At 61.9% G+C, this 22,632-nt stretch carries 20 protein-coding genes; 9 read left to right on the top strand and 11 right to left on the bottom strand.

The annotated features are described in order from the left end of the window. Positions 1-98: 98 nt before the first annotated feature. Entirely contained in the window at positions 99-659 is a 561-nt protein-coding gene (locus tag KHP16_RS07310) for a type II toxin-antitoxin system HipA family toxin (RefSeq protein ID WP_244835671.1), read from the bottom strand. Between KHP16_RS07310 and KHP16_RS28615 the strand changes: the two genes are divergently transcribed. Then, a complete protein-coding gene (locus tag KHP16_RS28615) occupies positions 576-1,313 on the top strand; it encodes an MFS transporter (RefSeq protein ID WP_211959858.1) in 738 nt (245 codons plus the stop codon). The two genes, KHP16_RS07310 and KHP16_RS28615, sit on opposite strands and share 84 nt — an antisense overlap. Positions 1,314-1,427: 114 nt before the next feature. Here the strand turns inward: KHP16_RS28615 and KHP16_RS07300 are convergent, their stop codons facing one another. The 4 genes from KHP16_RS07300 to KHP16_RS07285 form a co-directional block, all read right to left on the bottom strand. Beyond that, positions 1,428-3,020: a hypothetical protein gene (locus tag KHP16_RS07300; RefSeq protein ID WP_211959857.1), complete on the bottom strand. Its 1,593-nt coding sequence runs from the start codon at positions 3,018-3,020 to the stop codon at positions 1,428-1,430. Positions 3,021-3,549: 529 nt separating this feature from the next. Next, positions 3,550-5,001, bottom strand: a complete 1,452-nt coding sequence (locus tag KHP16_RS07295; protein WP_211959856.1) for an FAD-binding oxidoreductase — start codon at positions 4,999-5,001, stop codon at positions 3,550-3,552. Between the two features lie 24 nt (positions 5,002-5,025). Further along, complete coding sequence (locus KHP16_RS07290) at positions 5,026-6,000, bottom strand: tripartite tricarboxylate transporter substrate binding protein (protein WP_211959855.1); 975 nt, start codon at positions 5,998-6,000, stop codon at positions 5,026-5,028. 160 nt (positions 6,001-6,160) lie between these two features. Next, complete coding sequence (locus KHP16_RS07285) at positions 6,161-7,087, bottom strand: LysR family transcriptional regulator (RefSeq protein WP_211959854.1); 927 nt, start codon at positions 7,085-7,087, stop codon at positions 6,161-6,163. A 123-nt stretch (positions 7,088-7,210) separates the two neighbouring features. On the opposite strand from KHP16_RS07285, the gene KHP16_RS07280 reads away from it, so the two are divergent. The 5 genes from KHP16_RS07280 (at position 7,211) to KHP16_RS07260 (ending at position 12,442) form a co-directional block, all read left to right on the top strand. Beyond that, the gene (locus tag KHP16_RS07280) at positions 7,211-8,101 is read left to right on the top strand and encodes an isocitrate lyase/PEP mutase family protein (RefSeq protein WP_211959853.1); all 891 of its coding nucleotides are present in this window, start codon (positions 7,211-7,213) and stop codon (positions 8,099-8,101) included. Continuing rightward, positions 8,098-9,594 (top strand): M81 family metallopeptidase, encoded by a 1,497-nt coding sequence (locus KHP16_RS07275; RefSeq protein WP_211959852.1) that lies wholly within the window; start codon positions 8,098-8,100, stop codon positions 9,592-9,594. The genes KHP16_RS07280 and KHP16_RS07275 overlap by 4 nt, the downstream gene beginning before the upstream one ends. Positions 9,595-9,676: 82 nt before the next feature. Continuing rightward, on the top strand, positions 9,677-10,975 hold the full coding sequence (locus KHP16_RS07270) for an amidase (RefSeq protein ID WP_211959851.1): 1,299 nt from the start codon (positions 9,677-9,679) through the stop codon (positions 10,973-10,975). 432 nt (positions 10,976-11,407) lie between these two features. Continuing rightward, the gene (locus KHP16_RS07265) at positions 11,408-11,878 is read left to right on the top strand and encodes a GNAT family N-acetyltransferase (RefSeq protein WP_211959850.1); all 471 of its coding nucleotides are present in this window, start codon (positions 11,408-11,410) and stop codon (positions 11,876-11,878) included. A gap of 141 nt (positions 11,879-12,019) precedes the next feature. Then, on the top strand, positions 12,020-12,442 hold the full coding sequence (locus tag KHP16_RS07260) for a hypothetical protein (RefSeq protein ID WP_211959849.1): 423 nt from the start codon (positions 12,020-12,022) through the stop codon (positions 12,440-12,442). A 147-nt stretch (positions 12,443-12,589) separates the two neighbouring features. On the opposite strand, the gene KHP16_RS07255 is transcribed toward KHP16_RS07260, so the two are convergent. The 6 genes from KHP16_RS07255 to KHP16_RS07230 form a co-directional block, all read right to left on the bottom strand. Further along, on the bottom strand, positions 12,590-13,921 hold the full coding sequence (locus KHP16_RS07255) for a type II toxin-antitoxin system HipA family toxin (RefSeq protein WP_211959848.1): 1,332 nt from the start codon (positions 13,919-13,921) through the stop codon (positions 12,590-12,592). Beyond that, positions 13,922-14,233: a helix-turn-helix transcriptional regulator gene (locus tag KHP16_RS07250; RefSeq protein ID WP_211959847.1), complete on the bottom strand. Its 312-nt coding sequence runs from the start codon at positions 14,231-14,233 to the stop codon at positions 13,922-13,924. It abuts the gene before it with no gap. Between the two features lie 518 nt (positions 14,234-14,751). Continuing rightward, positions 14,752-15,864 carry an alkene reductase gene (locus tag KHP16_RS07245; RefSeq protein ID WP_211959846.1) on the bottom strand — a complete coding sequence of 371 codons (1,113 nt, stop codon included), beginning with the start codon at positions 15,862-15,864 and terminating at the stop codon, positions 14,752-14,754. A 233-nt stretch (positions 15,865-16,097) separates the two neighbouring features. After that, on the bottom strand, positions 16,098-18,380 hold the full coding sequence (locus KHP16_RS07240) for a xanthine dehydrogenase family protein molybdopterin-binding subunit (RefSeq protein WP_211959845.1): 2,283 nt from the start codon (positions 18,378-18,380) through the stop codon (positions 16,098-16,100). Next, the gene (locus tag KHP16_RS07235; RefSeq protein WP_115952297.1) at positions 18,377-18,865 is read right to left on the bottom strand and encodes a (2Fe-2S)-binding protein; all 489 of its coding nucleotides are present in this window, start codon (positions 18,863-18,865) and stop codon (positions 18,377-18,379) included. The genes KHP16_RS07240 and KHP16_RS07235 overlap by 4 nt, the downstream gene beginning before the upstream one ends. Continuing rightward, the gene (locus KHP16_RS07230; protein WP_211959844.1) at positions 18,862-20,151 is read right to left on the bottom strand and encodes a c-type cytochrome; all 1,290 of its coding nucleotides are present in this window, start codon (positions 20,149-20,151) and stop codon (positions 18,862-18,864) included. Before KHP16_RS07230 ends, KHP16_RS07235 begins: the two co-directional genes overlap by 4 nt. 601 nt (positions 20,152-20,752) lie before the next feature. Here KHP16_RS07230 and KHP16_RS07225 point away from each other — a divergent pair. The 3 genes from KHP16_RS07225 (at position 20,753) to KHP16_RS07215 (ending at position 22,536) form a co-directional block, all read left to right on the top strand. Next, entirely contained in the window at positions 20,753-21,346 is a 594-nt protein-coding gene (locus KHP16_RS07225) for a YbhB/YbcL family Raf kinase inhibitor-like protein (protein ID WP_211959843.1), read from the top strand. A gap of 502 nt (positions 21,347-21,848) precedes the next feature. After that, positions 21,849-22,283, top strand: a complete 435-nt coding sequence (locus KHP16_RS07220) for a hypothetical protein (protein ID WP_211959842.1) — start codon at positions 21,849-21,851, stop codon at positions 22,281-22,283. Continuing rightward, entirely contained in the window at positions 22,276-22,536 is a 261-nt protein-coding gene (locus tag KHP16_RS07215) for a hypothetical protein (RefSeq protein ID WP_109581098.1), read from the top strand. Before KHP16_RS07220 ends, KHP16_RS07215 begins: the two co-directional genes overlap by 8 nt. The last annotated feature ends 96 nt before the right edge of the window (positions 22,537-22,632 follow it).

Genomic DNA, 22,632 nt, shown 5'->3' with positions numbered 1-22,632 from the left:
ACTTAGTTGAAACTCGCATGGATGCCGCGTTCTAGCTAAATCAAAATGTCCGCTTCAGACATACGACGCCCAGTCCGCAGTCTCGCCATCTACCCAATTCAGACCTTAAACAACCGCAAGCGCCTCTCCCGCGACTCGATCTCGTTGGTCGCAACGTTCCACTTGGCGGCGAAGGTAGTCCAGTTGCTGAACGCCTCGACGGTTCGCTGGATGATCTCCTTCGGCTTGGTGACGTCGTACTTGTTGCCGAAGGCAACCAGTTCCTCGACGGTGAAGTCATCCGCCTTGCCGGCGATCGTCATCTGATGCTGCAGCGTGTATCCATTGCCCGCGGAGAACGTCAGGTCATAGGCCGGCGACAGGCTCCACTCCCCGGTGGGGGACATCAGGAACGCGAAGTTCTTCACGTGGTCGTCCTGGTTACGACCCACGACATTGAAGATCATCCGTCGGTACGCTTCGTCGATGGCTTGCTGGGGCATCAGGAATGTGCGAATCCAGCGGAAGTATTGATCGTAGCTGTAGGCGCGCGGGATGTTGTAGTCGATGTGTGCGAGGCCTGCCAGGCTGTGCATATGGATTCGGCCGCCATCTGCGGTGCGGTCGAATCGCTTCGTCAGGAAGTGGAATCGACCGGTTGGCTCCTCGATAAAGTCCACTGGCGCCAAGGCTGGTGCCGGCGCAACGTGTTGCTACTGACCATCGCGGGGTTCCTTGTCTTCAACTCGATCACGGCGTTCTCGTCGAACTATTGGCTGACGCTGGCGGCGCGCTTCTTCGCCGGTGTGTCGGCAGGACTGGCGTGGAGTCTGCTGGCGGGATATGCACGCCGCATGGTGCCCGTGCATCGACAAGGCAAAGCCCTTGCAGTGGCGATGGTCGGCACACCGATCGCGCTGTCGCTCGGGGTGCCCCTGGGCACATGGCTAGGCACCGTTGTCGGCTGGCGCAGCGCATTCGCCGTCATGTCGGCGCTGACCGTGGTGCTGATCGGGTGGGTACTCGCCAGCGTGCCGGATTATCCGGGGCAGGCCGGCCATGAGCGCCTGCCTCTGCGCCGGGTGTCCACGACGCCCGGTGTGCGGCTATGCCGCTCAATGCTTGCTGATTGCCAAGGGCTGAAGCATATGCGGTGTGCGATTGTCCGGCCCGTTACCGGGCTGAAGCTCGTAGGCCAGCAGTCCGCACCTGCCGTTGCCACCGAGGGATGTGCCAACCAACGAGATCACGATTTCGTAATCGTGTCCCGGCAACGGGGTGAACTGACCTTCGGCGCCGCAGAGGGTCCGACCATCGAGTCGCGCTTCGATTAGCAATGGCAGCGGCACGTCTGCGCTAACGAAACGTTCGATGACCTCCGGATGTCAGCGCGGCTCGCAAGCACGAAACCTGACCTGCCGGCAGCCGCAAGACGCGTTTGTTCGCTCTTAAAGACTCCCAACCTGATCGGTGCTCGCGTGCAGGAGCACGCGGTCATGCATTGACGACAGCACGTCGTCACGCTGTCGATCGTCCGGAATCTGGTGGTAGGTGTCGTTGCGAATCGCGTCGTCGATCATGCCAAGCACATCGACCGTACGAGACTTTGCGTTCGGCGTCGTGATATCGCTCTGAAGACGACCCAATTCGTATTTCTGCACGCGGCTGGACTGGTCGGCCGCCTGCGTCAGGGTTGCCTGGACCAATGCGCCCTTGGCGTAGGCGAGCGACATGTCGCTGCTGGCCGTGTCGTGAATCTGATCGTAGTAATAGTTCTGTGAGTAGGGGCTGTCCGTCAGCATCAGCGCCGTATCACCGAACAGTGAGCGATGGAAGCTGGCGTCGAGCCTGGATTCCTGCCGTTGATGCACGCTGCGATCGAGTTCGCTTTTGCCCGAGATCTCGGTGTGCTGCGATACCTGATAGGAAAAGGCGTCGACCTCGTCGCGCCGCATCGGATTGCTGGCGACCGCCGTTTGCGAGATCGAAGCCTGGAAATCGCCGAGGCCGGTCATCATGCCGTGGTCGGCGCCGCTCAGCGCGATCCGCGATGCGGGAACGATGCCGTTCGACGACGGCTTGCCAAAAACGCCGTCGCTGCTGGCACGATGGCCGTGCAGCGCCGCGAAGGCATCCTTGAACATCGCCATGAGTGCGGGGTCGCCCTGGCCGCGCGACTTGGCGGCGTCGAATTGCTGCAGATAATGGCGGATGGCGGAGGCCTGCTGCGCGGCCGTGCCGAGCGTGGATGTCTCGCGCATATCGACATTGAGATCGAGGTCGCCGCTCGGGCCCCTGACCGAGACCGTGCGTTGCTGATCGCTGGCCACGAAGTCGATCGTCTGCGGCTGATTCTGGCCGACGTCGATGCTCGCATGCAGATTGACGGCGGCGAACAGGTCCGCATCGGTATCGAGCAGCCCACCGAGATCGAGACGCGGCGGCGTTTCGCCGAGCGCGTCGATGGCGGTCTGGAAAGCGCCGGCGAGCCCCGCGACCGCATCGCGGTCCTTGGCGCCGAGGGTGCCGCCGGTGACTGCCACGTTCACGGCGAGCCGGTCGGTATCGCTGCCGAGCGTCACGGTAATCGTCGCACCGCTGCGCATGGTAAGAGTGAGTCCGACCTGATTCAGGGCAGGCGCCTGAAACCTCGAGGCATGGATCGCATTCGCCTGGGCACCGGGCGCGACCCCGATCACCGACTGCGAGTAGTCGCTGCCATCCCCGCCCAACTGCGTGAGCAACGCCGCGCCGAGACCCGCGAAGCGACCGGACATTGTCGACGCCAGGACGTTGCCCGCCAGCCGTCCAGATATCGCGTCGCTCGAGGCGCGCTCCCACGCATAGGTCGGCGCGAGCTGCGCGCGCGTGTAGACGGGGGATCCACCGCCTTGCCCAAGCGCAACGGCCTCCGCGCCATCCGAAGCCGATGCCCCAGCGGACGCACCGGCCGGTCCCGCGGACGCGGGGCTGGTGCCAGATCTGCCATAGGGGGCAGTAGAACTGAGGGCAGGGGTTCCAACGGAGCTAATGGCGACCATGTCGAGTCATCGGATGATGTGCATCCGTGATGTATCGGCAACTTTCAGGGGGAACTTGAGCCGAGATGGGAGGCAGAGCTCAAGCGTGTACGCACCGTTGCGGAAACCTATCGGCAGGCGCGGCATCCTGATTAGGGAGTTCAGCGAATAGGAGGCCAGCCATCAACGGACCATTGAGCACGTGCATCACACCGTTACCGTTCGCTATCTCGGTACGCCGCTGTCAATCGCAGTCGCCGTTGAGCGACCCAGTACAGCGTCCGGAGGGGCGCCGCTTCTGCCTGGAGGCGTGCGGCCAGGTCGGCGGGCGGCGAGACTCGAAAGCCTAATTCCACGGCACAGGCGAGTCCGATGACTTGTTGCCTGATCGCCCGCGCATTCAGTTGATGTCCGAGCGAGGCGAGGACGAGCGGCAGGTACTCGCCTTCGCCCGCACTCCGAGGAAGGCGGTGTCGAACGTCTCGCAGTATTTCCAGCCGCCGGTTCCTCACTTCATCGAGCAATACGGATAGCTCTTCCCTGGGTGTCCTCACTGGATGGCGCATGGGTCGTCGGGCCCGGGAAGTACACGCCCAGGGTTCAATAGATTCTTCGGGTCCAGCGCCCGTTTCACTTGCCACATCAACTGCAGTTCCACCTCGGACTTGTACTTCCGCAGGTCGTCGCGCTTCACCACACCGATACCGTGCTCCGCGGAAATGGAACCCTGCTCACGGTGTGCGAGGCCGTCGACGGTCTCCGATACCACCCTGTAGTGCCGCGCCAGAAACTCGGCCGCCTGCTGGTCTCGGGGCCTGAGCGGATTGAAATGGACATTGCCATCGCCCAGGTGACCGTAGATGACGAGGCGAATCTCGGGGTCGAGCGCCAGCACCTCGGCCGACGCGGCGTCGATAAAATCGGCAATGCGCGAGATCGGTACGGACACATCGCACTTGATACTGCCGCCCGCGCGCGTTTGCGCATCGGAGATGTCTTCGCGAATGCGCCAGAAAGCCTGAATATCGGCAAGGCTCGCCGCAATCGCGGCGTCTTCGATCAGCCCTTCCGCGAAGCCGCGCTCGAGAATGTCCAATAGTGCCGCGTGCAATGCCTCGTCGGTGCCGCCCGATGTCAGCTCCATCAGAACCATCCATTCGTGCGCATGTTGCAGAGGCAATTTCGCATCGCCAAGGTAGTCCAGAACAAGTTCGAGCGCGGGAGCGGACACGAGTTCGAATGCGCTCACGGCGTTGCCAGAGCTGATCTTCGCGGCCTGAAGGAGCGCGACTGCCGCATGCGGGTTCTTCACCGCGATGAAAGCCGCCGCGGTAGCCCTCGGCTGCGGCGCGAGCTTCAGCACCACGGCGGTGACAATGCCCAGCGTCCCCTCGGCCCCAATGAAAAGTTGCTTGAGGTCGTAGCCGGTATTGTCTTTGCGCAGCCCCTTGAGCGACGAATAAATACGGCCGTCCGGCAGCACGACTTCAATGCCGAGCACGAGGTCCCGCATATTGCCGTACCGCAGTACGGCGGTGCCGCCCGCATTGGTGGAGACATTACCCCCGATCTGGCACGATCCTTCGGAGCCAATGCGCAGCGGGAAGAGTCGCTGTGCGTTCTCCGCGGCCTCGCGCGCAGCCGCGAGGGTGGCGCCGGCCTGCACCGTCATGGTGTCGTTGACGACATCGACCGACAGCACGCGGTTCAGCTTTCGCAGACTGATGACGACGGCCGTGCCGGTATCGTCGGGGACCGCGCCACCCATCAGCGACGTGTTGCCGCCCTGCGGTACGACCGGGACGTCGTGTTGGTAACACCACGATACGACATCGCCCACCTGCTGCGTCGAAACAGGCGTTACCACCACCATGGCCTCGCCGTGGAAGATACCGCGGTAATCCGTGAGATAGGGCCGCTTGTCCTGTGCGGCTACGGTGCAGTTGGCGGCGCCGACCAGTTCGGTCAGGGCTTCAGCGGCGGTCTGGACTGAAACGGTCATGCTGGATCCTCGCATCGTGCAGTGTCACTCCGCGCTTGCGCCGGAGTTGCGGATCAGCGTTGCCCACTTCGGGATTTCCTTCGAGACATGCGCCTTGAACGCTTCGGCGGTGCCACCCTCGGGCGTGGCGCCCAGTGCCGCGAGTTTGTCGCGCAGGCTCTTGTCCTGCAGCGCGATATTGAGTTCCTTGTTCAGAGCCGCGACGATGGCCGAAGGCGTGGCGGCCGGTGCGAAGAGCCCATACCAGGAGGAGATCTCGTAGCCGGGAAGTCCGGACGACGTCATGGTGGGCACACCCGGGAGAAAGCCCTGCGGCTGCGGGCTGGTGACGGCAAGCGCGCGCAGTTTCCCGCTCTGGACGAACGGCAGCACGGATGGCGCATTGTCGAACATCACCTGCACCTGTCCTGCCATCAGGTCCGTCAACGCTGGAGCGCTACCCTTGTACTGCACGTGCTGCATCTCGATGCCCGCCATGGAACGGAACATTTCGCCCGCGATAAAGGTGGAAGAGCCGAGTCCCGACGAGCCATAGTTGACGGCGTTCGGGTGCGCCTTCGCATAGGCAATGAAGTCGCTGACGCTCTTCACGGGAAGCGAAGGACTGACGACCATGATGTTCGGGAAACTCGCCACGAGCCCGATCGGTGCAAGATCCTTCTGCAGGTCGAACGGCAGCTTCTTGTAGAGCGTGACGTTGATGGTGTTCGCGTTCGAGCCAAGAAAGATCGTGTAGCCGTCAGGATTCGACTTGGCGACTGCATTGGCGCCGATGCTGCTTGCGGCGCCAGGCCGGTTGTCGACGACGAAGGTCTGTCCCATCTGGACGGACAGGCGATTGGCGATCAGCCGCGCGAGCGAATCTGCGGAACCGCCCGGTGCGTAGCCGATGATGAGCCGGACGGGCTTGGTCGGGTAGTGGGAGTCGGACTGGGCCTTTCCCTGTAGCGGCAGGAGCAGGGCGGTCGCGGCGAGAAGGGGGAGGGCAAGGCGCTTCATGATGGCAGTCATGCGAAATGGATGATTCGGGTAACGGTCGCGTGGCCGAACCTGCGGCCGGCGAACCCATTATTGGTTTCCGCCGCCCTCCGAATCAATGCAGTCGCCGCCGCTAAATCGTTGCCCTGTGGTCAACGATTCGGCGAAACTGCCGCCCCACCTAGGTCCCGCTGGCGAAAAGCGGCATCTGCGTAATGCACCGCTGTACTTCCTGCAGGGCGGCCGAAGACGCTCGCCCGGCGCGAACGATCAGCTGGACCGTGGCGGCCTCCAGGATGCTGTTCCGGATAGGGATATGGACCAGTTCCCCGGTGGCGACCTCGCGTGCGACGGCGTTGGCCGACAGAAAGGTGACCGTTGCGCCGGATTTCACGTGATTCTTCACGGCGGCGAGCGAGTTCGAGCTGAAGTGCGGGACGAACTGGATTCCCTCCGCGTACTCGGCGGACACCAGTAACTGCCTGACACCAAACTGTTCCTGCATCAGCGCCACGCGGTGCGGCAGCACATCCTTGAGCGCGATGGGTGCCCGCATTCGCGCCAACGGATGCCCGGGCGCCGCGATCAGCCCCACCGGTAGCGATCGTGACCGCAACAGGCGTACGGATCCACTCTCGGGCGAGCAGTACGCAATGCCGATATGCGCCTCGTCCTCCAGCACCATGCGCACCACCTCATAGCTGCTGACCTGGTCGAGCTTCAGGTTGATGTTCGGATAGCGCTTGCAGAAGTCGAGTGTCAGCGTCTGGCTGAGTTGTTCGAGAAATCCTTCCCCGGCGACGATGCGAATCTCGCCACGCTGTAGTCCCTTGAGCTCGTCGAGGCGCGCGAGAAGCAGCTCCTCGCTGGCCCAGCGGTCCCGGCAATGCTCGATGACCAGACCGGCAGCCTCGGTCGGCCGGACGTTGCGCCCGTGGCGTTCCAGGAGGCGGCACCCGAGCTCCCGCTCCAGTTGCTGGATCTGCCGCGTTACCACCGACGCCGCGACGTCGAGGCGCTCGGCAGCACCGCGGATGGAACCGGCTTTGACCACCTCGAAGAAGTATCTGAGCCGGTGCTCGTTGACGACCCGTCCTGCCTGACCCATTGCATCTCCAAGCTTGCGTTTCGGCAATTGTTGCCTGCGTAGCAACGAAATCGCAAGGGGGACGTTATTGTTCACAGGCCGGGGACCCCGCAGACTGTCGATTCTTCTCACTGGCAGCGATACATGTCTGAAATCTTCAAGCTCGGCGCGGGCGAAGCATTGCGCGGACGGCTCGCGACCACCGGCTTTCTACCGATGCCCTCGGTATGGGACGGCCTGAGCGCGAGGCTGGCCACGGAGGCCGGATTCGACGCGCTTTTCGTGTCGGGCCTGTGTGTGTCGGCCGCCCGCTTCGGGGGGCCGGATCTGGACCTCATCAGTTTCGCGGAGCTGCTCGACGCGCTCGTGATGGTGCGCGAAGCGGCGCCAGCCGCATTGGTCATGGTCGACGGCGACCATGGATTCGGGAATGCGCTGAACGTCGAGCGCACCGTCCGGGCGTTCGGCCGAGCAGGCGCGGCAGCCATCATGATCGAGGACAAGGCGTCTCCGCGTGTGCTGGAGGCGCAGGAGAAGCTATGCCTGCCGCGGAAAGAAGCGGTCATCAAGGTTCGCGCCGCCGTCGAGGCGTCCCGCGAGTCCGGCATGCTCGTGCTCGCGCGGACGGATTGCAGGCCCACGCTTGGCCTCGACGAAGCGTTGGCGCGCATCGCGCTATTCGTGGAGGCGGGCGCGGACATCGTGTTGCTCGATGCGCCCGCCAGCGAGGAAGAGATCGTGCGCTCCGTCGCCGCCGCACGCGGCCGGCCCGCTTTTGGGGTCGTGACTGGCGAACCATCGCGTCCGCCGTATTCCGGAAGACATGCGCAAAGCCTGGGACTGCGGCTGGGCACGTTTCCGTTTTCAACGCTGGCGCCCGCCATGCATGGCATGCGCGAAGCGTTGGCGCAGCTCGCTTCGGAAGAGGGGCGACCCTACGCCTTCGATCGCGCGGCATTGCGCCACGTGCTGGGATACGACGCCTATGCGACTCGCGCCGAGGCATTCACCACGCAGCAGACTCTTGTCGAATGAAGCGAATCCTGATTGCTGGCTTCCAGCACGAAACCAATACTTTCGCGCCGACCAAGGCGACGTACGAGAGCTTCGAGCGGGGCGAAAGCTTTCCGGCCATGCGTCGCGGTGACGCCATTCTGGAACTGCGCGACGTGAATCTTCCGGTTGGCGGCTTTCTGCGGCGTATCCGTACACTGGGACATGCCGTACAGCCCGTGATATGGGCAGGAGCGAGTCCTTCGGCGCACGTCACGGAGGACGCGTTCGAGAGGATCGCCGCCGAGATCGTGGATGCGGCAAAGCAAATCCGCCCCGAGGGTGTCTACCTCGACCTGCACGGTGCCGCTGTCTGCGAACATCTCGACGATCCCGAAGGGGAGTTGCTGGCACGGTTGCGCGATGCGGTGGGTCCAGACGTCAGAATCGTCGCATCGCTGGACCTTCATGCCAACGTCACATCCGGCATGCTCGGCGCGGCGGATGCATTGGTGGGATATCGCACATATCCGCATATCGACCTGGCTGCGACAGGCGCCCGTGCCGCGGATCTGTTGCATCGCCTGCTGGAACATCCGGGCCCCTGGCATCTGCACGCGCGGCGCGTCCCGTTCCTGATTCCCATCAATGCAATGTGTACGCAGACGGCGCCTGCCGCGGATGTCTACGCGGAACTCGCCCGTCTGGAGACGGGCGCGGCGGTGGAAAGTCTTTCGTTCACGCCAGGCTTCCCCGCCGCCGATATTCCCGAATGCGGCGGCGTCGTCTGGGGTTACGGGGCCGACGCGTCGGCCGTTGCCGCGGCAGTGGACCGTCTCCATGCCTGCGTGACGGCCGACGAGTCCGCGTGGGATGCGGGATTCCTTACGCCCGAAGCGGCGGTGGCGCGCGCGCAGGAGATCGTCCGAAACACCGGTGGGCCGGTGATCATCGCCGATACGCAGGACAACCCCGGCGCCGGCGCCGACTCGAACACCATGGGTATGGTTCGCGCCCTGCTGGCGGCGGGAGCGACAAATGCTGCCGTCGGCCTGATATGGGACCCGGAGGCGGCGCGCATGGCCCACGCGGCGGGTGTTGGCGCGCGGACGACGTTGTCCATCGGCGGGAAGTCCGGTGTGGCAGGCGATGCGCCGCTCATCGCCCGATGCGTGGTGCGCCATCTGTCCGATGGAAAGCTGCGTTACGACGGCGTGATGAAGCATGGATTGTGGACGGACATCGGGCCCGTCGCGGGCCTCGAAGTGGACGGTGTCACGATCTGCGTGTGCTCCGTCAAATCTCAGGTTATCGATCGCAATCTGATCCGCGCTGCCGGCGTCGAGCCCGCGGAGGTGGACATCCTCGTGGTCAAGAGCTCGGTGCATTTTCGTGCGGACTTCGAGCCTATCGCGCGCGCGGTGCTCGTGGCGAAGGCGCCGGGACCGATGGCCGCCGACCCTGGCGACCTGCCCTGGCGCCGCCTGCGGCCAGGCATGCGCGTGCGCCCGAACGGCCCAGCCTTCCTGTCTTAACCCTTTCGAGGTCCGTCATATGCATCCATCCGATGTCACTCGCCCCGTGGCGGGATATTTTACGTCCGTCACGGCGACGGAGTTGTCGTCACACCTGCAACGTGGCACGCTCGAGAGCCGTGAGGTCGTCCAACGATGCCTTGACGAGATCGAGCGACTGAATCCGCTGATCAACGCGTTTGTCCACGTCGACGCCGAAGGGGCCCGTCGTGCGGCTGCGGCTTCGGATCGAAGGCGGGCAGAGGGCCATGCGCTCGGCCCGCTGGACGGGTTGCCTGTCGCCGTAAAGGACAATATCGATACATTCGATATGCCGACGACCTATGGCTCCGCCCACTTCGCGGGCCATCGGCCGTTACGCGACGCCGCATGCGTGTCGACACTGCGTGCGGCCGGGGCGATCATCGTCGGAAAGACGCTGACCCACGAGTTCGCCTATGGTCCTACCGGGGACCGGTCCCTGCAGGGCGCCGCAAGAAATCCACACGACATGAGTCGCATGACGGGCGGTTCCAGCGCGGGCAGCGCCGCTGCCATCGCGGCCGGCATGGTGCCGCTGGCCCTGGGAACGGACACGGGAGGCTCTGTGCGGATTCCTTCGGCACTGTGCGGCACGGTGGGGTTCAAACCGAGCTTCAATACCCTGCCGATGGACGGCGTGTTCCCGCTTTCCTCGAGCCTCGATCATCTCGGCACGATGGCGAGGACGGTTGAGGACGCGGCGCTCATCTTTCGCGCGCTGCGCCCGGGAGCGGAAACCGTGGATGGCCCGACGGGGCGGCCGCGGGTGGCATGGATCGACGGCAGCGATCTCGGACCCATTGACCCTGCAGTGCGCGCATGCGTGCGGCGTCATGCGGAGGAATGGCTGGCGGGGAGGGTGGAATCTTTCGATGCCGTGGAGGATCTTCAGCCCCTCGCCAGGCGTCTTCTTGCGTGCGTCGCGGCGTTGCAAAGATCCGAGGCCTACGCGGTCCATGCCGCGCGCATGCGGGCCGCCCCAGAGCTTTTCGATGCTGAAGTCAGATCGCGGCTGGAGGTCTCCGCGCAGGTCGCCGGATGGGAATATGTGCAAGGTCTCCACGAGCAGCGATTGTTGCGCGAGGCCATGGCAACGTTCTTTACGCGCTACGACTTGCTCGCCATGCCCACCACGCCGATCACGGCGCCCCATGTCGGCGAACGAGACATCCTCGTCGATGGCACCCGCACGGAAGCAAGGGCGGCTCTGCTGAGCCTGACCAGCCCCTGGAACGCGACGGGGCTCCCGGCGTTGAGCGTGCCCGCCGGTTGCGTTGCGGGGCTCCCTGTCGGGTTGCAAATCGTCGCGCCTTTCGCACGTGACGCATGGCTCTTGAGGCTGTTTGAATCCGTCTGCTGACTTCGCTGCGTTGGCGGCTATCGTTCAGCTCCGGCGATCGGCCGCAAGGGGTGTCAGCAGGCTGACGGGCATGAACTCCGATGCAATCAGCGCGAAGATGCACAGCGACATCGCGCAGACACCACCCCGTGTTCCGACGGCGTCCCGGTAGGGGATTCTGAATGAGCGCGGCGAATGGCGTCGTATGTCTCGAGGGTCATGCATGCTCCGGTGCTGAGGAGGCAGATCCTCCGTCTGCCGAGATCATGACCGTTGCGGGGTCGCGTGACTAGCTAATGAAAGGCGATATCGGATATAAGTAACGCTTATCAGCCCCAAACGCCATCATCCAAGGAAGCCATTAGATATGAAAAGCCAATCTCGTTTTAGCATTTTTAACCACGAAATCGACACGGACGCAAAGGTGGTCCGGTCATTTCGGCGTTATCCGTTATGAACAAGGCGCGCCTCGCTCTCAGCGTGGACCATGCAACGATTGAACAGGCTGAACTCTTGGGGACGTTACTGCGCGATTGTCTTATCGAACTTGGCGCGAGCACTGAGTACCCGTATCTGCCGTTGTACTGGGAAGAAGCAGGTCGCAAGCCATATCTCTTCTTTATAGAAGGCAGAGTTGCTGGCTTTGCGCTCGTTCGCGAGGTGGCGAGATCCGTGCAGGAAATGGCCGAATTTTGGGTGGCTCCTGCCTATCGGCGCGCTGGCATCGGTCGGGCAGCGGCCCTAGAGATTTTTCGAGCACATCCAGGTGAGTGGGTCGTTTCAAGTTACCCTGGCAATGTGGCGGCGGAGGTGTTTTGGCGGGAAGTGATACCCGAGAAGGGACGCTCCGAACACGCGGAAGGTAATGGGTCCGTCTACCGCTTCGTCACGACGGATAACATGCCTATCGATCGGACCACCTAAAGCGGACGCCATTTTCACGTTAATTGTCCTCTTTCTTCTGCGGTTTAAGAACTAGATTGCAATGCCCTGCAGAATGGCAAAACGACTAGCGCAGAGGTTCGCGAGAAATTTGGAACGCCGCTCCGCGAAAGCGACGTCAGCGTGAATGATCAGGACATCAAGACGCTGTCGTATGCCTATGCAACGACCGGCGGGACGCCACTGGATGCCGGCGTCATTCCGGCCCGAGCATTAGACCTGTCGTTCTGGAAGGACACGCTCGTGTCGAACGTGTTTGTGTCTTCATTCAAGGAAGACGCGAGCAACTTCGATGCTTCCAAGCGCACCGCGATCGTTAAGGGTAAGACCACGCGCGAGGAAGTCATCGGACTGCTCGGAAGACCGGCGGGATACGCAATCTATCCGGTGATCAAGGAAAAGGACGGGGTGGCAATGCTGTACGCCTACAACACGACCAGCGGCAATGCCTTCAACCTGACGTTCGCCCGGCGCAGCCTTACTGTCACGATTGGACCAGATGAGATCGTCAGCGACGTCAGCTACGAGTCCTCGGGGAAGCAATAACAGATGCGAAAGACCCGGCTACACGCCGGGTCGCAATCTATTCGGCCGTCACGGACAGCAATGTCGGCGCTGAGCCTGGCCGCTGGAAATGACTGTTACCCGAACGACCACATTGGTTCACAAACAACCCGTCGCCATCTACCCAATTCAGACCTTAAACAACCGCAAGCGCCTCTCCCGCGCCTCGATCTCGTTGGTCGCAACGTTCCACTCGGCGGCGAGAGCGGGCCAGTTGCTGAACGCCTCGACGGTTCGCTGGATGATCTCCTTCGGCTTGGTGACGTCGTACTTGTTGCCGAAGGCAACAAGTTCCTCGACGGTGAAGTCATCCGCCTTGCCGGCGATCGTCATCTGATGCTGCAGGGTGTATCCATTGCCCGCGGAGAACGTCAGGTCATAGGCCGGTGACAGGCTCCACTCCCCGGTGGGGGACATCAGGAACGCGAAGTTCTTCACGTGGTCGTCCTGGTTACGACCCACGACATTGAAGATCATCCGTCGGTACGCTTCGTCGATGGCGTGCTGGGGCATCAGGAATGTGCGAATCCAGCGGAAGTATTGATCGTAGCTGTAGGCGCGCGGGATGTTGTAGTCGATGTGTGCGAGGCCTGCCAGGCTGTGCATATGGATTCGGCCGCCGTCTGCGGTGCGGTCGAATCGCTTCGTCAGGAAGTGGAATCGACCGGTTGGCTCCTCGATAAAGTCCACTGGCGCCATGTCGATGCCGAGTTCTTTCGTCAGGAGTGCGTACGTATATTCGACGCGATTGAACGGTTGCGCTTGATGATCCTTCGGGTTGGCGGACTCCACGCCCCCGAACTTGATCAGCCAGTGTTCCTCGCCAGGCTGCGGCTCGACGAATGCAGAGCGCATCTGCTTGTTGTCACGGTCCCAGAGAATGAGCGCTTTGGCCCGTGCGCCGCCGGCGCTCGCACCAATACGCATGAGTTCGGCGATGGCGCCGTCCTGTTCGCCGGCCACAATCTTTCGAGCGGCCTCGACTAGGGCGCCGACTTCGAGGGCTTCAGCCTCGTGGCCTGTCTGCGTGCGATCGATGCGGGGCAGAAACTCCAGGGCGCCCATGGCGCGGTCGCCGATGTAGAGCAGTCGTTGTACGGGGCTCATCGCCTTTTCAGGCTGGCCGCGATCAGCGAAATACTTCTTGATGATGAGGTTGCCGAAGGTGTCCGGCAAGGCGTCGGCCAACACGCCGGGGAGGCCAAGAAACGCCTCCGTTCGCCTGAGTTCAGGAAACTCAAATGAGCCCGTTTCAGCCGGCAGGTATTCAGGCGAGATGCTGTGACCGCCGGTGCCGAGGTACTCCGGGTCGTAATTGAACCCGATCCGCCCACTGTCAAATTCCGTGACGGTGCCGATAGTCTGGCCGTGCATCTGAACCTGTGCGCTGACCAGGACGCCCGGCGCCGGGCGAGAAACTCGTCTGCGCGCCGGCTGGGCGGGCCTTTTTTCGGTAGCCAACTACATCTCCTTTGGTTTGCGGGCGCGTTCCCTGACCTGACCGCGTTGGTTGAGCGCTGCGCTCGTAGGCAACGCATCCGGAACAGCAGCGTCAAGGTTGCTGAGCATGCCGAGTGCGCGCATGACCTTGATGAGGGTCGAAACCCGCACGTCTTTACCTGCCTCGAGGTCGCCTATAGCGTTTCTTCCGAGGCCGGCCCGCTTTGCCAGCTCATCGGCGGTCAGGTTACGCTCCATGCGCTTGACGCGTAATCGAGCGCCGATTTCTGCGGCAACCTCGCCACCGGTCGAAGAGTTGCGGATAGTAGACATTTGCGCAATCGGAGAAAGTTTATATTGCACTAGAGATGCAGCATTAACGACCGAAAATTAGGATAGCGCACGGTAGGGGGTGCGTTATGAATGTATCTCTCAACGATCTGGTCGTCAACAAATAAGGCACCCTTTGGCGTGCGCTAGCGACAAAAATTGACGTTTACGCATGCTATACCGTGCATTATGAAGGCTTTTTATCGCGCAGATCGACACATACCAGAAGGCACAGCCCCTCGGAGCACATGCCCTGTACGAGCGCTACCTTGAGGAGTTGAGCGGCTATCTGGATATCAAGGTTCGCGGTGGCGCCGACCTCGAGACGATGGCGAGCGAGCGGCTACCGGTGGAGACGCTCTAACGGCTGCTCGCGGCGGGGCTATCGGGGATGAAGTGGCCCAGGGGGTGCGGGAGGATTCTCGGACTACTTGGAGGTGGTCCAAGAATCTTCGCACCCCAATTCATGCAAGGTTCGATTGACGTTGACATGGGTCACGGTGCTAGACGCCGGAAGCAGATCAACCCATCCGCGGGTAGTCTGTATAACCGACGCTAGTTCCACCAAAGAACGAAGCCGGGTCGGGCGTGTTGAGAGGGGCTGCACGCATGATTCGTTCCGGCAAGTCGGGATTAGCGATGAACGGCCGGCCGAATGCAATGATGTCGGCACGGCCTTGAGCCACTGCCTCAGCAGCTGACTTTCCATCGTAACCGCCCGCTAGAATCAGAATGCCCTGATAGTCCTTACGCATGCTGAGGATCATGGCGTCCCATCTGGGGTCGGTCGAGTCTTCCTTAACGTTGCCCACCATCGCCGGCTCCACGAGATGGAGGTAAGCGAGCTTCCATTCGTTCAGGCGTTTTGCGATGTAGCCAAAAGTCTGTTCCGGCGTGTCGTCGCCCATGCCCATGAAGCGGCCCATCGGCGTAAGGCGGACGCCCACTCGTTCGGCACCGATCTCGGAAACGATCGCTTCAACGACTTCTAGAAGCAGGCGCGCACGATTCTCGAAACTGCCACCATACTCGTCCGTCCGATGGTTGCTGTTTGAATTGATGAACTGATCGAGTAAGTATCCGTTCCCAGCGTGAATCTCCACGCCATCCATGCCGGCCGCGATAGCATTGCGGGCTGCCTTGCGATAGTCCGACACAATCGAAGCGATGCCAGCCAGGTCGAGAGCCTGAGGCGTCGGAACGTCGCTCCATACGCCATTTCCATTTGCATCCTCGATGAAGGTCTTGCCAGGGACAGGCAGGGCGCTTGGTGCTACGGGCAATGCGCCATTGGGCTGAAAAGAGGGATGCGAGACGCGCCCCACGTGCCAGAGTTGCAGGAACATTCGACCGCCGGCAGCGTGGACAGCATTCGCGACCGCTTTCCAACCGTCAATTTGCGCTTCGCTGTAGATGCCCGGCGTCCATGCGTAACCTTGGCCCTGTTGAGAGATCTGGGTGGCCTCCGAAATGATGAGAGCCGCGGAAGCTCGCTGCCGGTAGTACTCGACATTCATGGACGTCGGCACGTTGCCGGGCTGGCCGGCGCGCGAGCGCGTCAGCGGTGCCATAGCGATACGATGAGGCAGCAGGAGCTCGCCAACAGAGATAGGTGAGAAAAGGGTCATCGACATTGCAGAGCTTTTCAGGTGAAGGTCAGTGAATGGAAAATAGGCGGCCAAACACCATCTTGGAAGCCTCGAAATCCTGGATCAACTGAACGAAGGGATCCGGCGCAGCTCGCGTGAGCGAGACGGTCTCTTCGTCTCGCATGCTTCCCGGCGGCCGGGAGTGACTATGTACCTGGCCACTACGATCGATGATGATGGCGAGAGGGCGTTTGGATGAAGGCATTGCGCGTTTCAGGTCAGGACCCGATCAACTTGCTGCGCAGGCTTTCGCCCGCCAACGGCATATCGCGGAGGCGAAGTTTCGTGGCATCGAAGATGGCATTGCCAAGCGCGCCTGCCGTGGGACCCATGGGCGCTTCGGCGACGCCGAGAAACGGCGCGCCCGGACGGTCAATAAGATGAACGTTGACCTGGGTCGGCACGGCGGAGAACCGCATGATCGGATACGTCCCCCAATCGAAACTGCGCAAACCATTGGCGTCGAACTTCAGTTGTTCATAGAGGGTCCAGCTTGCCGACTGAAGAATGCCGCCTTCGATTTGATTGCGGACCCCATCAGGATTGACGATCTGTCCGCAATCCACAGCGGCTTCTGCATGAACGAGTCGGACCCTTCCAGTGTCCTTCTCGATAGCTACCTCCAGCGCGATCGCCATATAAGCCATGATGTTCTTGTACTTTCCGAACGCGAAGCCGTAACCGTGGCCAGGTTTGCGTTTCCGATCGCTCCAGTCGAACTTGCCGGCGGCAAGACGGATGACATCGACAGCGCGCGGGTCGTCCATATGTTTTAGCCGGAACGCCACCGGGTCTTGACCGGCGGCCACAGCAAGCTCATCCATGAAGGTCTCGATCGTGAAAACGTTCATGTGAGCCCCCAGCGACCGCATCGCCGAAGTCCGAAGCGGCATGGTGGGCGAGAAGTTGTTCACGATATGGCGCTTCGGCAGGCGGTACAGCGGGATGGCGTTCCGATCGCCGCCGCCCTCTGGCTGCGTCATAGGCACAGATGGCGCTGGCTTGAAAGGCTTCGCGAGCAGCGTGGCCGGCAATAGTCGTCCCGCATTGACCACTCGCTCGTTATGAGAGCTGCTCCATAGCGCATAGTCCCAATTCACGATCGTCCCGTCGGCCGACAGCGACGCCTGGACTTTGGTGACCATTGCCGGCGTATAGTGATCCCAGACGTGTTCCTGATCGCGCATCCACTGAACGCGGACTGGTCGGCCGGGAAGCGCTCGCGCAATCCACGCGGCATGGGCGGCGGCATCGTCGGCGCCGTTGTGTCCATAGCATCCCGATCCGACGACATGGATGCAGCGCACTTTCTCCTTGTCCATCGACAGCATTTCAGCCAGGCCATCGCGAAGGGGATACACCCCCTGTGAGTGCGTCCAGACGGTCAGCGTGCCGTTATCGAGATGGGCCACGGCCGCGGAGGGACCGATCGATCCATGCATCAGGTATGGCTTGGTGTAGGTCGCAGAAAGCGTCTTCACCGCTGGGGCCGTCGCCGCACTGTTGTCCGCGATCACGATGCGCTCGGTGGCAATTTCCTTGAGCTGTGCGTGCACGTCCTCGGGGCGCGGCAGGATACGGCCTTTCCCCCATTGGCATCCGGCAGACAGCACACGCTGCGCCTGTACGGACTGCCACTCGTGCTGCGTGACCACCGCTAGCAGGTTGCCGTCGCGCAGCACGGCTACGACTCCTGGCATGGCGCGCACCTTCGTCTCGTCGAGTGCCAACAATGGCGCGTCGTAGGCGGGAGGGAGAACCACGCGGGCGTGGACCATGTCCGGGAACCTGAGGTCTTGCACATAGCTCGCCCCACCGGTCACCTTTGCCGGAATATCGGCGCGGGGCATCGACTTGCCGATTACCGTGAACGACGAAGGTTCACGCAACGGCGAGGTGACCTTGGCGGTGACATGCAGGTTGACCGTCGGCAGGAGGTCGGCAAAGCTCACGGAGCGGCCATCCCGAGCGGTGATCCGGGCGTCGGCCACCGTCAGCGTGGAGACATCCACTCGAAACTTTCTGGCCGCTGCGTCGCTCAGCAGTCCACGGACCTGTGCCGCGGCATTGAGCAACGCGCTCCCACTGTCCGCCATGGTATGGCTGCCCGCTGTCAGTCCTTCATCCGGCGATCGCGCGGTATCTGCCGTGAGGAAGGTGATCAGATGGGGGGCGATCTGTAATTCTTCGGCGGCTACCTGGTGCAACGCGGTCCGGACACCGGTGCCGAGTTCGACCTTGCCCGTGTAGACCGTGACGTGATTGTCGGGCGAGACCTTGATCCAGGCGTCGAGGAAAGGGTTGGTCTTGAGGCTGCCCGCGAGTCGTTCGCTCTGCTTTCCAACGCGGACTGCTGCGCCTTCATCGGCAAGAACCAGATCCGCCAGAGCATTGCTCGCGGGCAACAAGGAGAAGCCTACTACCAGCGAGCCGGATATCAGCAGGGCGCGGCGTTTCGGGCTATCAAGATGATCCTCGTTCTGGGCGTCGTGATGTGTCATTGCTTGCTCTCCGGCTTCGACTGTGCCGTCGCGGTAGCAAGGCTTGCGGCACGGATCGCGGCAAGGATCCGCATATGTGTTCCGCACCGGCAGAGGTTGGGTTCCATGTGTTGGAGAATCTCTGCGTCGGTCGGGCGCGGATTGCTTTCGAGCAGGGATTGGGCGCGCATGATCATCCCAGCAATGCAATAGCCGCACTGTGCTGCCTGGTGGTCGATGAACGCCTGCTGAAGTCGCCCAGGCTTGTCGGGGCTGCCGAGGCTCTCGATGGTCCTGATAGCGCCATCGCCGACTGCAGTGACTGGCGTGATGCATGAGAAGGTCGGCTTGTTGTCGACGATTACCGTGCATGCGCCGCACTGACCCATGCCGCATCCGAACTTGGCGCCATTGAGGCCGAGGTGGTCGCGGAGGGCATATAGCAGAGGCGTCGCAGGATCGATATCGAGGGCTTGCCTGGTGCCATTGATTGTGAGGTGGATCATCTCGATTGGTCTCCCTTCCTGATTTCGGCCGCGGTCTGCACGACATCCTTCCAGGGCGGCTGGTCGGTATAGGTCGCGCGTAGATAGTTCGCGATGTCGGCTACCTGGCGATCATTCAGCATGTGTTTGAACGGCGGCATGTAGTGCACCTCCCGCTCTCCTTGCCATTGCACGCCCTCCAACATCATTTGCACGGTATTGCGCGGCGTGGCCGCATTCACAGTGGAGCTTGTCGCGAGGCTTGGTCGTTGACCAAGGCTTTGCATGGGCGAATGCTCACCGTGACACGCGGCGCATGCCGCCGAGAACAAGACCGCGCCTCGCTGAATGGAGGTCTTGTCCGCGCCGGCATGATCGGGCGGCATAACGTCGCGGGTGCGCGGCTTCTGTAGCGATAGAAGATAGGTAGCGATGGCGTCCACATCGTCCTCCGGCACGGTGGCCAACTCTTGCGTGACCGGCAACATCGGGCCAGCGGCGGCGCTGTGCTGCGATGACATGCCGGTACGCAGGTACGCGATCAACTGCGATTTCGTCCACGGATGCGGCGACGCGGTAAGGGTGTTAAGCGAGGGTGCTTCCCAACCGTCCACCACGCCGCCATCGAACGCCTTCCCCCACTGTTCGCCGCCAATCGGGTTGAGAGGGGTATGACATGCTGCGCAGTGGCCGAGCCCGTTCACCAGTTCGCGGCCGCGGTTCCATTTGTCATCGCGAGACGCATCCCTGGCCTCCGGGCCTTCTCGCAGGAACAGGACGTTCCAGAAAGCGACGAGCGGCCGGAAATTGAGCGGGAAGATGAGGGCGTTGTCGGGCGCCTTGCTAACGACCGGGTCGCGTTGCATCAGAAAGGCATACGCGGCGGCGATGTCGCCGTCCGACATCCGCGTGTAATGTACGTACGGAAATGCGGGATAGAGCTGATGGCCGTCCCTCGAGATGCCACGGCGCATGGCGCGGGTGAAAGCCTCGAGCGACCATGACCCAATCCCCGTCTCCGTGTCCGGCGTAATGTTGGTGGTGTAGATGGTGCCGAAAGGGGTAGCAAGCGGCAGACCGCCGGCGTAGGGCTTGCCGCCCGGTGCCGTGTGGCAGACCGCGCAATCACCCAGCGCCGCGACTCGCGAGCCATGCAGGACCAGTTGTCGGTCGAATGAGGAGGGCACTGGAGGGACCGTCGGAGCAATCGCCTTTTCCCACGTTAGATAGACCGAGACGGCGGCGGCTAGGACCGCCGCAGCCGCTGCGAAGATCAGTAGTGGCAAGAAGCGATGTCGGGCTTTCATAGTTGTAGGGTCCCGTTAAGTTGAGAAGGGCTCAGGCAATGCTAGGGATTCTGGTTGGCGGCGACAATCGACAGGTGGGTGCTACCCATTAACACCAAGGTTTAAATCGATTGCGACTTCACGTCGAGCGCCGCGCTCCTTCGAAGAGATGCCGCAATGGGTCGCCGAAGCAGAGCATTCCAACTGGGTGCCAATGTACGGGACGCATCGACTCAGCACTACTAGCTGTCCACGCAACAAAGCTTTCGACGCTGCGCAACGCACGAGGCTCGTTCTTTTCGAGACCTCAAGGTCAGGCAGCCGCGGGCGAACGTGGACGGCAGCATCCGGGTATGGGAAAGCAAGCGAGGCTCGAGGCGTGTGTCGCGCCGGTTTGAAGTGAAAGGGCAGAGGTGTGGTCGTGCGTTGCGCAGGACGTAGTGCCGTCTGCCGCGACGCTTGATCCAGAGGCGCGATTGGTGCGACAGTGGCAACACCGTGAGCGCCTGAAGACGCTACTCATTCACGAGGCGACTCCCTACAATTTTGTCATCCATCGCCTGCAGCGCAAACGTTGCAGTCATCTACAACATCTTGACGCGAGTCGTTTTGGGAGTCAGCCATGCAGTACGGCCGTTTCGTCTATGGGGCCTTCTTTTCGTTCGCGTTCCTGGCTGCGATGCCGGCCGCGGTGTCAGCTAGCCCTTTCACGGTGAATGTGGACGATGTGGGGCGTAACAAGACCTTCGACAATGCACAGGTTTACGACGGGTTCGGTTGCCACGGCGAAAACGTCTCGCCGCGCGTATCTTGGACCCATGTTCCGAGCGGGACCAAGAGCATCGTTGTCACGATTCACGATCCTGACGCGCCGACCGCAGGCCTTGGATGGACGCACTGGAACGTCGTCAATATCTCGCCGATGACATCGTCGATTCCTAGAGGCGCCTCGGGGGATCCTGCGCTCTTGCCCGTCGGCGCGCTCGAGACGTTGACGGATTTCGGTGCATCGCGGTACGGTGGTCCTTGCCCGCCGGAAGGGGAGTCCCATCGTTACGTCATCACCATCTCCGCGCTATCCGTCGCGAGTATCGATGTAAAACCAGATGCTAGTCCCGCGCTGGTCGCATATCTGATGCACGGGAACATCATCGCTCAGGCTCGATTCGTCGCGCGATACCATCGGGCATCCGGAAAACGCAGCCAGGGCCGATAGCTGCTGGCAAGCGATGCCGGTAGCTTCATCACCGGCGTCACAGCGGCGTAAGGTAGCGATCTCCCACGCTCGATCGTCGGACCTCCGACAGCAACTTGCTCCGAGCGTAGTCTTAAGCGATCCAAGGCTCGTACGTGTGCAGCGACGGCATCGTCACCAGCTCACTTCTGGGCTTGCACACATGGGCTGCCTTGGGGCGGCCCTTTTTTTGGTTGATCATTAAGCGGCCCCGTTCCCACCACGCGCATCGCCGACTAGATGTTTAGACGCCATGCTCGCCCCAGACGAAAGTGCACGAAAAAATGAGAGTCGTCTCATTTTCGAATCACTTCGTAGGCTTCAAGATGGATGCAACGGGGCAATGCCGATATGCAATGGCGGCATTCACCGGACAATGCGAGGGGCTCGCTCACATCCTCTTCGTTCGATGCGAGAGAACTCCTCGTTCCATACGGGAGAACTGGCAGACGGAGGGAATATGTACTGTCAAAGTAGACCCAACATGTCGGCGTCGCTTGAGTGGCTCCTGCTGGAGGCTCTACTTCCGCTTTTTGGGGCAACCATCTTCTATGCCCTGCTTGGCGCCGCAAGGTGGCTGGTGACACCTAAGGCCAGACGTATGGGATGGGCCTGGACGGGTGCGGTCGACCCGACGGGATGGTTGTATGGCGGCACGATCCTCGCTGTCAGAGCGGGCCTTCAGGGCAAAAATCTGGCGATCTATGACGAGAGCCCGTACGTCGTCATCACTGCCTTCACGGCGGCTTTCATCGCAGGCATCATCCTCGCGGCTGCGATGGTTGCGCGAGGAGAAGATCCCGAGTGGAAGCCGCCGCTCCTTCTGCTCGTGCACATATGCGGCTTGATGGCAGTCATCGTCATTTCCGCATTCGAGATTCAAAGCGCTGCGTTCACTATTGGAGTCAGCAATGTATGACCAGCATCAGAAAGATACGATGGCACATGAGAATGCACACGCTACCGTGGGCTCCCATCCGGAAGAGGGCGCCGCCCGAAAGCAGCTCAGCGGCTTTGCCGACGGACTGATCAAGATCGCTTCTACTCTGAGCGGTGGTGTGTCGCTCGCACTCGCCGCCGCGGTATTCGTACCCAGCGCGCCAGCCCTAACCGGGGCCGCTGCGATTGTGGGGCTCGTTGGGTCCGGTTTGCTTGTGAGGAAATACGGTTGATCGTAGATCCGAGGCATCGGCCCGACCTCTGATTGCCGCAAGACCGTGTTGATCCGCCGAGACATCGGAGCGTCGGTACTGATGCCGCCACGGGCG

The sequence above is a fragment of the Cupriavidus plantarum genome (genome assembly GCF_905397285.1).
In the GTDB taxonomy this organism is placed as follows: Bacteria; Pseudomonadota; Gammaproteobacteria; order Burkholderiales; family Burkholderiaceae; genus Cupriavidus; species Cupriavidus plantarum.
This window is presented reverse-complemented; position numbering and strand designations above follow the sequence as displayed.